This is a genomic window from Gemmatimonas sp., from assembly GCF_044344655.1.
Classification (GTDB): domain Bacteria; phylum Gemmatimonadota; class Gemmatimonadetes; order Gemmatimonadales; family Gemmatimonadaceae; genus Gemmatimonas.
This window is the reverse complement of sequence record NZ_JBIJCN010000016.1, coordinates 41462-54562: the sequence shown is the minus strand read 5'-3', so window position 1 is coordinate 54562 and position 13101 is coordinate 41462. Positions and strand designations below refer to the sequence as shown.

Sequence of the window (13101 nt, the reverse complement as noted above, 5' to 3'; positions counted from 1 at the left end):
TACCTCCAGCACGGCCTCGTTTCCCTCGGGGCGCACCGACAGCTGCACGTGCCCGTCCGCGCGGCCGTAGCGCAACGCATTGTCGACGAGCACGCCGACGAGTCTCGCCAGCAGCGTGGGGTCGCCGGTGATCGGCGTTTCTTCGAGCCGACCGAACGTCAGCTGCATGCCGAGCTGCTGTGCCTGCGGCTGCCAACGCGGCGCCTCGTCGACGGCGAGGTCATCGAGAAACAGCGGCTGGGCACCGGTGATCTCGTCGTCAGTCGTCGCGTCAGCCCGCGCGAGCTGCAGCAACTCGTCGAGCTGGTGCGACACGCCCCGCAACTCGGCATCGAGAGCCCCGAGGAGCTGAGGATGGTCGGGCGCAGGTACCGGTCCGCCGTTGGCTTGCAGCAGTGCGAGTTCCACCCGTGCGCGCATCCGAGCGATAGGCGTACGCAGTTCGTGCGCGGCGTCGGCAAGAAACTGTCGCTGCTGGGCAAGCGCACCATCGAGGCGATCGAGCAGCGCGTTGAAGCGCAGCCCAAGGCGCCCCAGTTCATCGTCCGGGTTGGCCACCGGGAGGCGCGTCCCGCTGGCTGGTGCGATGCGCGCAGCGGCGGCGGCCATCTCCCCGACAGGGTGCAGGGTGCGTCCCGTCAGCCACCATCCGGCGATGGCCGCGATCAGCACGAGCAGGGGAATGCCGAACCCGAACCAGCGATCGATCTGGGCCTGCAGCGCGAGCATGTTGGCCATGCTCGCCTCCACCTCGACTTCCCATCCCGGTGCGAGGTCCGGGTTGAGCGGAAAGCGCACCGAATGCATGGGCGTTGGGAGCGCCTCGGGCCGCGCCGTGGACGGCGGCACCTTGCTTCGAAACAGTCGCCCGTCGGGGTGGCGATAGCGGATGATGCGATCCTCGAACACCAGCTCGCCGGCGATATGTGTGAGGGTGGCCTCGATCGTGCGGTACTCGTTCACCTCGGTCTTGAAGAACTGCGTGACCAGTCCCGCCGACGCCCGGACCGACTCCTCGAACTCGCGTTCGAGGGTCGCGCGGAGGGCGAAGCGCAAGGCCGTGGCCGCGCCCGCGAGCACCAGGAGCAACGTGGTCGCGTAGAGCACCGTGAAGCGCAGGCGAATGCGGGGGTGGTGCCGGTCAGCCATGGGGCGCCACCAGCCGGTAGCCGGCACCGCGCACGGTACTGAGCAGCGGCGCTTCGCCCTCGCCGTCCACCTTGCGTCGCAGCCGGGCGATGTACACATCGATCACGTTGCTCATCGGATCGAAGTTGTCGTCCCAGGCGTGTTCGCCGATGTACTCGCGCGTGAGCACCTGCCCGGTTCGGCGCATGAGTACCTCGAGCACCGCAAACTCCTTGGTCGTGAGCGCGATCACCCGCGCGCCGCGCTTCGCTTCGCGGGTGGCCGGATCGAGCATCAGGTCGGCCACGCGCAGCACCGTGGGGGCCGCCGTATCGGGACGGCGCAGCAGCGCCCGCAGGCGCGCCACGAGTTCGCCCAGGGCGTACGGCTTCACGAGGTAGTCATCGGCACCCAGATCGAGGCCGGCGATGCGGTCCTCCACGCCATCGCGCGCCGTCGCCATGAGGATCCGGGGAGCGGGCACGCGCTGGCGCAGCGCGGTGCAGAGGACGAAGCCGTCGTCATCGGGGAGGCGCACGTCGAGCACCACCGCATCGTACGGGCTGACGGCGGCGAGCGCACGCGCCGTCTTTCCCGTGTCGGCGGGATCCACGGCAAACCCCGACGCACGGAGATAGGCGGTTGCGCTGTCGCGCAACGTGTCGTCGTCTTCCACGAGCAGCACACGCATGCGGGTAATCTATGGGCGGGACGAGCGATGGAGGCAGGTGAATGAGGAGGTTCAGGCTCCCCGACAATGGCACGGCGATCGACTGCACCGGACCGCACGTGGCCGGCGTCGCTGACCAGGGGTTCGCGTCGATCTTTATGCGGGCGGCCACGATGATGATGCACGAGATGCAACAGGCCTCCCTGGCCCGCTGGGTGGGCCCGCCGATGCTGCTGGCGCGCCCCAAGGTGTCGCACATCGGCTGGTTCTCCGTTACGCATGTGGAACAGCTACTGCACCTGGGATATGACAGCACCCGCCGGGCGCTCACGCACCTGCTGGATACGCTCGCTGCACCAGGCGGCATTTTCCCGCGCGAACAGATGGAGATCCGCGTGGACCGCGACCGCTGCACGGGCTGCGGGCTCTGCGCGGCGCACCACCCGGCGCTGATGGTGCTCGACCCGTCCCGGCGCGCGTACCCGCTGCAGCCGGTGCACGACTTCTCTCCAGCCGACGCGGCTTTTGCGGGGTGCTGCCCCACCCAGGCCATCGAAGTGTCGCCGGTGATCGCAGGCGCCCCGGCAGCGCCCCGGTAGGCGCCTCGGCAGGCGCCCTCGTGAGCGACGAACTGGCCCAACTGGGGTAGCGGCCGGCACCCAGGCGGACCCAGCGGATCGGGCGGGGTTGTTCCCTTGCTGCGTGCAGGCTCCGATATTTCCCCTAGCCTCGTCGGTACCGGGTATCCCCGAATGGGGGCATTACGGCGCGATGAGTGGCTCCGTTCCGGACGCGCGTGGCCGCCCGTGGGGTGGTGCGCGCAGGACACTCCCCTTCATGTCGCATCCCAATTCGTTCGGCAGCCGCTCCACCCTGCAGGTGGGCGACCGTCAGTACGCGTACTTCCGGCTCGACACCCTCGAGACCCTCCCCGGAAGCACGGCCCGCACGCTCCCCTTCTCGCTGCGTGTGCTCCTTGAAAACCTGCTGCGCGGTGAAGACAACGCGTTCGTGAAGAAGAGCGACGTCGAGACGCTCGCGCGCTGGGACGTCACGGCACCGGTCGACAAGGAAATCGCCTTCCGCACGGCGCGCGTCCTGTTGCAGGACTTCACCGGCGTTCCCTGCGTGGTGGACCTGGCCGCGATGCGCGACGCCATGGTTGCCCTCGGCGGTGACCCCACGAGGATCAATCCGCTACAGCCCGTCGATCTCGTGATCGATCACTCGGTGCAGGTGGACGAATACGGCACCGAAGCCGCGCTGCTGCTCAACACGGAACTCGAGTTCGAGCGCAACGGCGAACGTTACCAGTTCCTCAAGTGGGGGCAGACGGCCCTCCGCAACTTCCGCGCGGTCCCGCCGGGCACCGGCATCTGCCATCAGGTCAACCTCGAGTACCTCGCGCAGGTCGTGTTCACGGCCGCTGACGGGAGCGATACGCTGGCCTACTGCGACTCGCTCGTAGGCACCGACTCGCACACGACGATGATCAACGGCCTCGGGGTGCTGGGCTGGGGTGTGGGCGGTATCGAAGCCGAAGCGGCCATGTTGGGACAGCCGGTGAGCATGCTCATTCCCGAAGTCATTGGCTTCAAGTTGCATGGCAAGCTCCCCGCGGGCGCCACGGCCACGGACCTGGTGCTCACCTGCACCGAGATGCTCCGCAAGAAGAAGGTCGTGGGCAAGTTCGTGGAGTTCTACGGCCCGGGTCTGTCGAGCCTCGCGCTCGCCGACCGTGCCACGATCGCCAACATGGCGCCCGAGTACGGCGCAACCATGGGCTTCTTCCCCGTTGACGCCGAAACGCTCAAGTACCTGCGCCTCTCCGGCCGCAGCGACGAACAGGTGGCGCTCGTGGAAGCGTACACCAAGGCGCAGGGGCTCTTCCGCACCGACGCGACCCCCGACCCGGTCTTCACCGATACGCTCGAACTCGACCTCGGCACGGTGGTGCCGAGCCTCGCGGGCCCGAAGCGTCCGCAGGATCGCATCGCGCTTACCGACAGCAAGAGCAAGTACACCGAGGCGCTCGCGGCGCAGCACGCCGCCACGGGCGCAGGCACGGCGCAGTCGGTGTCCTACAAGGGCAGCACGTTTGATCTGCAGGATGGCGCGGTGGTGATCGCCGCCATCACCAGCTGCACCAATACCAGCAACCCGAGCGTGATGCTCGCCGCGGGCCTGCTGGCGAAGAAGGCCGTGGAACAGGGACTCACGACCAAGCCGTGGGTGAAGACGTCGCTGGCACCGGGCTCCAAGGTGGCCACCGAGTACTTCCACAAGGCGGGGCTCATGGACTCGCTCGATGCGCTCGGCTTCAACGTGGTGGGATACGGCTGCACCACCTGCATCGGCAACTCCGGCCCGCTGCCGACGGAGATCAGCGACGCGATCGACGCGGGCAAGCTCAACGTGGCGGCGGTGCTGTCGGGCAACCGCAACTTCGAAGGGCGCGTGAATCCGCAGACGCGCTTCAACTACCTCGCGAGCCCGCCGCTCGTGGTGGCGTATGCCCTTGCCGGCACGATGAACATCGATCTCGCCACCGAGCCGCTCGGCGAAGGCACCCACGGTCCGGTGTACCTGCGTGACATCTGGCCCAGCCCGCAGGAAGTCGAGCACACGATCCTCGAGAGCGTGAAGCGGGAGCAGTTCACCACGCAGTACGCCGATGTCTTCAAGGGCGACAAATACTGGCAGGAGATCGCCGCCCCCACCGGCAATCAGTACGCGTGGGACGGCAACAGCACGTACGTGAAGAACCCGCCGTACTTCGAAGGCATGACGATGACGCCGCCGGGCATCCGCCCCATCGCTGGCGCCAGAGCCCTCGGCATGTTCGGCGACTCCATCACGACCGACCACATCTCCCCCGCCGGCTCGATCGCGGCGGCCAGCCCCGCCGGCAAGTACCTCACGAGCCTCGGCGTGGAAAAGAAGGACTTCAACTCGTACGGCGCGCGTCGCGGCAACCATGAAGTCATGATGCGCGGGACCTTCGCCAACATCCGTCTCAAGAACGAACTGACGGGTGGCAAGGAAGGCTGGTGGACGGCCACCGCGCCGGGCGCTGAGCCCGAGGCGATCTACGACGTGTCAATGGCACGTCAGGCGGCTGGCGTGCCGCAGATCGTCATCGCGGGCAAGGAATACGGCACCGGATCGTCGCGCGACTGGGCGGCCAAGGGCACGATGTTGCTGGGTGTCCGCGCGGTCATTGCCGAGAGCTTCGAGCGCATCCACCGCAGCAATCTGGTGGGCATGGGTGTGTTGCCGTGCGAGTTCGTGAACGGCGAAACGCGTCAGTCGCTCGGTCTCACGGGCTTCGAGAGCTACGAGATCGTGGGGCTCGACGACACACTCACGCCGCGGGCCACGCTCACCGTGAAGGCCACGGCGAACGACGGTGCCGTGAAGTCATTCAGCGTGCGGTGCCGCATCGATACGCCCGAGGAGATGCAGTATTACAAGAACGGCGGCATCCTGCCGTACGTCCTGCGCTCGTTGGTGGGCCGCTAAGGCCGTTCGGGGCAACGCAACGGGCTCCGGGCTTCGGCTCGGGGCCCGTTCTGCTTGCCGCTGCGCCCGCGCGACTCGACATCCTAACCCCGAGAACCGATCCGTTGCTCCGCTCACTTCGCTCTCTGCTCACGCTCGTCGCACTGGCGGGCGCCACGCCCCTCGCCGCCCAGGAGCTCAGGGTGGGCGATCTGGCTCCCGACTTCACCGTCACCACCGTGACCGCCAAGGGCGCCGACGCGACGCCATTCACGCTCTCGGCCCACCGCGGCGAAACCGTGGTGCTGGCGTTCTTCCCGCAAGCAGGCACCCCGGGGTGCACCACCCAGATGGAGGCGTACCGTGACCGCTACGCGACACTGTTCAAGGGGGGCCTGAAGGTCACGCTCGTGGGTGTGAGCACCGACGACGTGGAGGATCTCACTGGCTGGGCACGCAAGAAGAACTTCCCGTTCAAGTTCGCGACCGACGGCAACAAGGCCGTGGGCAAGGCCTATGGTGCGAGCGGCATGCTGTGGCACAAGCGCCACCTGTATGTGATCGATCCACGGGGGCGTATCGCGTACGTGGCGCGGCCGTTCAATCAGATGTCGGAAGATGCGTATAGCGCGCTGGGGCAGGCGGTCAGCGCATCGGGCAAATAGCGCGTACCGCGTACCCATGCGCCATCGACGCCTCCCATGATCGCCCTGGTGGTGAATCCCGCAGCCGGCAGCGGTCGGGCCGCACACCGCGCGTCCGAGGTCGCGCGTGCACTCCGCGCAGTGAACGAGGTACGTGTGTTCACGACGCGTGCGCGAGGCGATGAACAGCGATGCGTTCACGACGCGGTGCAGCAGGGAGCCACCGTACTGGCGGTGGTGGGAGGGGATGGGTCCGTCCACCACACCGTGCGCGGCCTCCTCGCCGCACGCGCGACCGTGCCGCTCGCGATCTTTGCGGCTGGCACCGGGAACGATTTCGTGAAGACCCTCGGGACCCCGTCGCACGATGTCGCCGCGATGACTGCGTGCGTGGCGGGCGGCCGGCGTGAGGCGATCGACGTTGGCACGATCGACGACGTGCCGTTTGTGAATGCCGCCGGCGTCGGGTTCGACGTTGACGTCTTGCAGCGTATGCGCACCGCCATGCTCCTGCGCGGTACCGCCGCATATGTCTGGACCGCACTGCGCGCCCTGGGGGGATATCGCGGCTTTGCCGGCACACTCAGTTCTGGCAGCGACGTGCCGACACCGTTGCGCCATCGCCTCATGACGGTGTTCGCCAATGGGCGATGCTTCGGCGGCGCGTTCCGTATCGCCCCGCAGGCCGAGTTGCGGGACGGTTGCCTCGATGTGATCGACATTGGTCACGTGCCCCCAATCGCGCGGCCCTGGCTATTCGTCAAGGCGGTGCGTGGGCGTCACCTGCAGGACCACGGCGTGCACGTACAGCGCGGCACGGCGTATACGCTCACCCTCGAGGCACCACCCATGTTCGAGGCCGATGGTGAGCTGTACCGCGCCCGATCCAGCACCCTCGAAGTGGGCGTGCGTTCCGCCGCAGTGACCGTGATCATTCCCTGATCCGTGCCACAAGGACAACGCCCGGACCGCTGATGCGATCCGGGCGTGCCTCCCCCGTTGCTCCCTCCACGGAACTCCGGGCCGCTTCCCTGCGCTTCCTACCCCCCGATGCATTCGACAGGCCCCCTCTTGGAAGGGTGCCCCGCCGCTTCATTCACGAATCCCGGCTGCCGCAGCCGTCCAACGACGGGGACCAAGCCCGGCGAGGATGGCCGACATGTGCGCCTCGGTTCAAAGCAGAAGTCGTGCCACGTGAAAACCGCCCCCAGAGGGGGGCAAGAGCACCGGAAACCGCCGTTTTGGGAGACTCGTTGTCCCCTGTAGGGGTCACTGGCCTGTCCCATGGGTGGACACCGGAAACGCGGTGCCAGGAAGATCGGGCTTGCCCCTCACAGGCCGGTGGCACTCCCGCCCGCAACGGCGTAGCGTTCCCACAGTTCCTTCCGACCGACTCAATTTCAGGAGTATCCGATGTCCTTCCGTTCGCGTTTCGCCCAGCACCTTGGCGCGGCTCTTGTGGCCTCGGCGCTCGGGCTGTCGCCGTCGCTCACCGGCGCCCAGACTGCACTCAAGGTGGGCGATGCGGCCCCCGACTTCACGGTGACCACCGTCACGGCCAAGGGCGTGGACGCGAAGCCGTTCAAGCTCTCTGAGCACAAGGGGGAAACGATTGTGTTGGCGTTCTTCCCGAAGGCGCGCACGAGCGGCTGCACGGTGCAGATGGAGTCGTACCGCGACAAGTACGCCGACGTTTTCAAGGGCGGCAAGAAGGTCACGCTCGTGGGCGTGAGCGCGGATCCCGACACAGCGCTCGTGTCGTGGGCCAAGGATGCGAAGTTTCAGTTCCACTTCGCCGCCGATACCGACCGGAAGGTGGGCGTGGCCTATGGTGCCAATGCCGGAACGGGCTACCACAAGCGCCATCTGTATGTGATCGACCCGCAGGGACGCATCGCGTACATCACCACGCCGTTCAACCAGATGTCGGCCGACGCGTACACGCAGCTCGGCGACGCCATCGCGAAATCGGCGGGGACGAAGTAACTCGGCGCCGCGGTGCCCCGGTGCCCGCCGTGTCATCGCAGTAGTTTGTCCGCATGCCCACGATAAACTCCCGCGCCCTGCTCACCGCCCTGCACGAGGCGGCGGTGCAGGGCGCGGCGCCGTTTGCGCGCACGCGTGATGCCGTGTCGCACTGGTGGCGCGCGCACGCCGCGTCCATTCCTTCCACCGCTCCCTCCCCCGCGCCGGTGTACCTCATCGCGCTCGGTAAGGCGGCGCCCGCCATGGTCGCGGGCGCCCTCGCCGGGCTCGCCGACCTGCACGTACCGGTTACCGGGGGGATTGTGGTGGCGGCGCACCGCGCCGGCCCGAGCGACTTTCACGACCTACCCCTCCCCGACACCGTCGCGGTGTATCAGGGCGATCACCCGGTACCCGGCCCACGCTCCCTCGAGGCCGCCGATGCAATCGATGATCTGCTGCGATCCATGGAACCGGGCGGGGTGGCACTCGTCCTGCTTTCCGGCGGTACCACCGCGCTCTGCGCCGCGCCCATTGCGTCGCTGTCGCAGGCGGTGGGCGATGCCGAGGAAGCGCAGGCGCTCATAGCGAACCTCGCGCAAACACTGCTCGAGTCGGGGCTTGCCATTCACGAAATGAACGCCATCCGCCGGCGTGTGCTTCGGTTCGGGGCGGGCCGGCTGGCCACGGCACTCGCCGCGCGTGGGGCCACACACATTGCCACGTTCGCCATCAGCGACGTGATCGGCGACGATCCGTCCGTGATCGGCTCGGGCCCCTGCTCTCCCGACCCGTTGTCCGATGCGGAGTTTCTCGCAGTGCTCGATGCGCATGGCATGCGTGCCCGCCTGCAGCGCGCCATGGCGCACGTATTGGGCATCGCAGGTGCCGGCGCTCCACCCTCCGTGCCTGCGGCGTCACACGAGGCCTTCGCGCGCGTGCGTTACTCGCTGGTGGCGCGCAACGCGGATGCCGTCCAAGCGCTCGCCAGGGCTGCCCATCGCGAGGGGATTCCTCGCGTGATCGTGGAGGACATCCCACTTGAGGGAGACGCGGCCACCCTCGGTGACCTCTTCGCGCAGCGGGCCGTGCATCTGGCGCGTACACTCGCCCCCGGCGAGCGCGCGTTGCTCGTGGCCGGTGGTGAGCCGGTCGTACATCTGCGTGACACCATCGCGCGCGCGATGCAGGCCGGTGATGAAGACGATGCCCGCATCGCGGAAGCGGCGTTATTGCCGAGCGGTGACGAGCAGCTGACTGGGAAAGCGTTGTCGCCGCAGGCGTCGAGCGCGGACGAACCCTTGCGAGGTGGCCGTATGCAGGTGTTCGCGGTGGCGGCCAGCCTCGCCCTCGAACAGGCCGCCGCACGTGGCGACCGGCACGCGTGGCGCGTGGTGCTGCTGGCCGCCGGCACCGACGGACGCGACGGCCCGACCGACGCCGCCGGCGCAATCGTGGATGCCGCCGTGCCCGCCCTGGCCCGCCGCCACGGCCGAGTCCCCGAGCGTGACTTGCTTACGGGACACACCTGGTTCTCTCTCGATGCCGCCGATGCCCTGCTCCGCACCGGGCCAACCGGCACCAATGTGATGGACGTGGTGGCCATCCTCGTCAGCGGGTAGGCGAGGATCGGAGCGGGCACCGTCCGTCCGCCGTTGGGACGACGCCGGGGGGAGAACGCGACGGCACCGTCATATTGTCAAGAGGCGGGCGTCGCCGTAACGTCACGCCATGCCAGCCAGACGAGCACCCGCGTTAGCGACCGACGCACCGCCCGCTAATGCGGAATCGACCGACGCCTACCGCCGGCGCCCACGCCAGTCGCGCGGACAGCGGCGAGTGGAGCTCCTGCTCGATGCGGCCGCCGCGGTCATCGCCGAGCATGGGCTCGAGGCCGCCACGGCGGAGGCCATTGCCGCGCAGGCGCGCACCGCCAAGGGATCGCTGTATCAGTTCTTTCCCAACCGTGATGCGGTGCTGGCAGCGCTCGCTCTCCGGTACGCCGACGAAATGCGCGCCATTCATGAGCGTGCGTTCCCCATCGACCCGCACGGACTCCCGCTCGAGCGTCTCATCGATCGGGTAGTGAAGCCGCTCGCCGAGTTCCACGACCGCAACCCGGCATTCCGACGGGTCTTCGCCATCAACGACGGCCCCGTCGACGACACCCGGTCGGCTCCCGCCCGCCTGCGCGCGCAGCTGTTCGAATCGTTTGTCGATCGGCTCGACGTACTGTTCGCCGCTCGCAACCCCCGTCTCAGCACCCGTGACCGGCGCCGCGCGGCCCTCGTGGCCGCAACCGTCGGGCAGGCCGTCCTCGCACGCCGCGCCCGGGCCGTGGCCGCCGACAAGAAGCCGCTCGTGGACGACCTACGCCGCCTACTGCTCGTCTACCTGCAGCCGCTGCTGGAACCGGTGGAGGCGAAGAAAACGAGGAAGCGGGCGGCGTCGTAGCGCACGCGCTGGCCCAAAACCCGCCGCCCGTCACGCGGCTCCCGCCACGGCTCAGCCGAGCGCGGGGACGATCGGGGCCCCGCGTCCCTGGTGTCCGGTTTCGTTAGATTCCGCTCATGGCCAATATCGTCACCATCGGGATCGTGCAGGATACGGCGTCGGAGGATCTCGCCGCGAACGTGACCACGGCCGTCGCGCGGGTGCGCGACGCCGCGGCGCGCGGAGCGCAGATCATCTGCCTGCAGGAACTCTTCAACGCGCCGTACTTCTGCAAGTCGGTCCGCCCCGAGCGTTTCGACATTGCCCAGCCGAGCACCGGTCCCATCGTGCAGACCTTTCAGGCGCTCGCGAAGGAGCTCGAGGTGGTCATCGTGGTGCCCTACTACGAGCGCGAAGCGCCGGGGCTCTACCGCAACTCGGCTACGGTGATCGATGCCGACGGCAGCGTGCTGGGCACGTACCGCAAGATGCACATTCCGCACGATCCCCTCTTCGAAGAGAAGTACTACTTCGCCCCGGGCGATGTGACCGGGGACCAGCGCACCGACGCCCATCCCGGCTACAATGGCTTCAAGGTGTGGAAGACCAAGTACGCCGACATCGGTGTACTGATCTGCTGGGACCAGTGGTATCCAGAGGGCGCGCGCATCACCGCGCTCCTAGGCGCGCAGATCCTCTTCTACCCCACGGCCATTGCCTGGCATCCGGCGGAGAAGGCCACCTTCGGCGAGGCGCAGGTTGATGCGTGGCGCACGGCGCAGCGCGCGCATGCCATCGCCAACGGCGTGTTCGTCGCGGCCCCCAATCGCGTGGGGCACGAAGACGAGCCGGGCACCGACGGCCTCGAATTCTTCGGCCAGTCGTTCATCTGCGATCCGTTCGGGCGGTACCTCGCGCAGGCCGGGACCGAGCCAGCGGTACTTACGGCCGCGTGCGACCTCGACCTCATCGAGGACACACGCCGCAACTGGCCGTTCCTACGCGACCGTCGGATCGATGCGTACGGCCCGATCCTGAATCGCTGGCTGGGGAAGTAAGTGCACACCGCCTTGCGCATGCCCGCCGAGTGGGAGCGCCACGACGCGACCTGGATCGGCTGGCCGCACCATGAGCCGGACTGGCCGGGCAAATTCGGGCCCATCCCGTGGGTGTACGCGGAGATCGTGCGGGGACTCGCGAGCCATGAGCGCGTGGAGATTCTCTGCTACGACGAGCGGGCGGCGGAGGAGGCGCGCGCCTGCCTCACGCTACACGGCGTGAGCGACGCGAACTATCGGCTGCACCTGCAAGGCACCGATCGCGTGTGGCTGCGCGATTCCGGCGCCACCGGTGTCCACCGGGCCGACGGCAGCACGGCGCTCGTGCGCTGGGGCTTCAATGCATGGGCTAAGTACGACAACTACGCCCTCGACAACGAAGTGCCGGCGCGGATGGCGGACATTACCGGCCTGCCGGTGATCAGCGCGGTGCGCCACGATACGGGGGCGCCACTCATCCTCGAAGGCGGCGGGATCGAGACCGACGGCGAGGGCACGCTCCTCGTGACCGAGGAGTGGCTGCTGAGCGACGTGCAGGTGCGCAACCCCGGCTACACACGCGACATGTACGAGCGCGCCTTCCACGAGTATCTCGGCATCACCAAGACCATCTGGCTCGGTGAGGGGTGCGTGGGTGATGACACGCACGGGCACATCGACGATATCGCGCGCTTCGTGGCGCCCGGGCTCGTGGTACTGGCGCACGAGGAGGACGCGAACGACGAAAATCATGCGCGCTCGCTCGACAATCTGCACCGCCTGCAGCGCAGCACCGATGCCCGCGGCCAGCAGATCGAGGTGGTCACCCTGCCGTTCCCGCGGGCGGTGATCATGGACGACATGCGCCTGCCGGCAAGCTACGCCAACTTCTACATCGCGAACGGCGTGTGCCTCGTGCCCACGTTCAACGACCGCAACGATCGTGTGGCGCTCAACACGCTCGCCGAACTGCTCCCCGAGCATCAGGTGATCGGCATTCACGCCGTGGATCTCGTGTGGGGGCTGGGCACGCTGCACTGCCTCTCGCAGCAGCAGCCGTCCCGGCGGAGCGTCCGGTGACGGCTCCCGAGTCACCGGACGATCGGCACGAACCCGAGCCGCCGCACCAACCCGAACTGCCGCGCTGGGCACGTCCGGCGGCCGCTTCGCCGGAGCTGAGCGATGCGCGCATGGTGGCGTATTTCGGCGGCAAGTGGGAGAAGAGCTACAAGCGGAAGCTGGCGCCGTTCTTCGAAGATCCCAGCTTCGTGCCCACCTGGAACTGGAGCGCGGCGCTCACGTCGTTCTTCACGCCATCGATCTGGTTCCTGTACCGCAAGCTCTACCTTCCGTTCGCCCTGTTCTTCTTCGTACCGAGCTTCGTGTTGCGCTACCTCACCGGTTCCACGGCACCGGCCACACTCTCGGAGATTGCGAAACCCGAGAACGAGTCATTCCGTGTGATGGCGCTCGCCGTGCAAATCTCGGTGGCGCTGGCCGCCGGCGGCACCGCCAACTGGTTCCTGTTCCGTCGGGCGCGCGCCGCCAACCGCTTCGTCAGCATGCAGGCGCTGCCAGAACGCGAAGGGCTGTCGCTCATGCAGCGCATGGGCGGCGTGAACCGCATGGGCACCGTGATCTTTCTCGCGCTCATGGTGATGATCACCCTCGCGCAGCTCGGGGGATGACGGCCGGCAACGACGACGTCGGGGCGCCAGTCGGG

At 67.9% G+C, this 13101-nt stretch carries 12 protein-coding genes; 10 read left to right on the top strand and 2 right to left on the bottom strand.

The window, feature by feature from the left end; genetic code table 11:
* Together ACIQ51_RS06540 and ACIQ51_RS06535 are read right to left on the bottom strand one after the other, a co-directional pair.
* A partial coding sequence (locus ACIQ51_RS06540) for a sensor histidine kinase (RefSeq protein WP_396204220.1) occupies positions 1-1149 on the bottom strand: 1149 nt, incomplete at its 3' end.
* Positions 1142-1819: a response regulator transcription factor gene (locus ACIQ51_RS06535; protein ID WP_396204219.1), complete on the bottom strand. Its 678-nt coding sequence runs from the start codon at positions 1817-1819 to the stop codon at positions 1142-1144. The genes ACIQ51_RS06535 and ACIQ51_RS06540, both read right to left, overlap by 8 nt.
* A 41-nt stretch (positions 1820-1860) precedes the next feature.
* On the opposite strand from ACIQ51_RS06535, the gene ACIQ51_RS06530 reads away from it, so the two are divergent.
* The 10 genes from ACIQ51_RS06530 to ACIQ51_RS06485 all read left to right on the top strand — a co-directional run bounded on the left by ACIQ51_RS06530 (position 1861) and on the right by ACIQ51_RS06485 (position 13066).
* A complete protein-coding gene (locus ACIQ51_RS06530) occupies positions 1861-2397 on the top strand; it encodes a ferredoxin (RefSeq protein WP_396204218.1) in 537 nt (178 codons plus the stop codon).
* Positions 2398-2635: 238 nt separating this feature from the next.
* Positions 2636-5320: an aconitate hydratase AcnA gene (gene acnA / locus ACIQ51_RS06525; protein ID WP_396204217.1), complete on the top strand. Its 2685-nt coding sequence runs from the start codon at positions 2636-2638 to the stop codon at positions 5318-5320.
* A gap of 104 nt (positions 5321-5424) precedes the next feature.
* Positions 5425-5964, top strand: coding sequence for a peroxiredoxin (locus ACIQ51_RS06520; RefSeq protein WP_396204216.1), 540 nt, complete (start codon positions 5425-5427; stop codon positions 5962-5964).
* A gap of 36 nt (positions 5965-6000) precedes the next feature.
* The gene (locus ACIQ51_RS06515) at positions 6001-6885 is read left to right on the top strand and encodes a diacylglycerol/lipid kinase family protein (RefSeq protein WP_396204214.1); all 885 of its coding nucleotides are present in this window, start codon (positions 6001-6003) and stop codon (positions 6883-6885) included.
* A 471-nt stretch (positions 6886-7356) separates the two neighbouring features.
* Positions 7357-7929 carry a peroxiredoxin family protein gene (locus tag ACIQ51_RS06510; protein ID WP_396204213.1) on the top strand — a complete coding sequence of 191 codons (573 nt, stop codon included), beginning with the start codon at positions 7357-7359 and terminating at the stop codon, positions 7927-7929.
* 53 nt (positions 7930-7982) lie between these two features.
* Positions 7983-9530 carry a glycerate kinase gene (locus ACIQ51_RS06505; protein WP_396204212.1) on the top strand — a complete coding sequence of 516 codons (1548 nt, stop codon included), beginning with the start codon at positions 7983-7985 and terminating at the stop codon, positions 9528-9530.
* Positions 9531-9639: 109 nt separating this feature from the next.
* A complete protein-coding gene (locus ACIQ51_RS06500; protein ID WP_396204211.1) occupies positions 9640-10362 on the top strand; it encodes a TetR/AcrR family transcriptional regulator in 723 nt (240 codons plus the stop codon).
* 116 nt (positions 10363-10478) lie between these two features.
* Positions 10479-11399: a carbon-nitrogen hydrolase gene (locus ACIQ51_RS06495; RefSeq protein ID WP_396204210.1), complete on the top strand. Its 921-nt coding sequence runs from the start codon at positions 10479-10481 to the stop codon at positions 11397-11399.
* Positions 11400-12458, top strand: a complete 1059-nt coding sequence (locus ACIQ51_RS06490; protein WP_396204209.1) for an agmatine/peptidylarginine deiminase — start codon at positions 11400-11402, stop codon at positions 12456-12458. It abuts the gene before it with no gap.
* Positions 12455-13066, top strand: a complete 612-nt coding sequence (locus tag ACIQ51_RS06485) for a hypothetical protein (protein ID WP_396204208.1) — start codon at positions 12455-12457, stop codon at positions 13064-13066. Before ACIQ51_RS06490 ends, ACIQ51_RS06485 begins: the two co-directional genes overlap by 4 nt.
* The last annotated feature ends 35 nt before the right edge of the window (positions 13067-13101 follow it).

Bases quoted from the DNA above. Each gene is read 5' to 3' on its own strand.
- acnA (WP_396204217.1), top strand. From the start codon at position 2,636: ATGTCGCATCCCAATTCGTTCGGCAGCCGCTCCACCCTGCAGGTGGGC.
- ACIQ51_RS06505 (WP_396204212.1), top strand. From the start codon at position 7,983: ATGCCCACGATAAACTCCCGCGCCCTGCTCACCGCCCTGCACGAGGCG.
- ACIQ51_RS06530 (WP_396204218.1), top strand. From the start codon at position 1,861: ATGAGGAGGTTCAGGCTCCCCGACAATGGCACGGCGATCGACTGCACC.
- ACIQ51_RS06535 (WP_396204219.1), bottom strand. From the start codon at position 1,819: ATGCGTGTGCTGCTCGTGGAAGACGACGACACGTTGCGCGACAGCGCA.
- ACIQ51_RS06515 (WP_396204214.1), top strand. From the start codon at position 6,001: ATGATCGCCCTGGTGGTGAATCCCGCAGCCGGCAGCGGTCGGGCCGCA.
- ACIQ51_RS06510 (WP_396204213.1), top strand. From the start codon at position 7,357: ATGTCCTTCCGTTCGCGTTTCGCCCAGCACCTTGGCGCGGCTCTTGTG.
- ACIQ51_RS06495 (WP_396204210.1), top strand. From the start codon at position 10,479: ATGGCCAATATCGTCACCATCGGGATCGTGCAGGATACGGCGTCGGAG.
- ACIQ51_RS06500 (WP_396204211.1), top strand. From the start codon at position 9,640: ATGCCAGCCAGACGAGCACCCGCGTTAGCGACCGACGCACCGCCCGCT.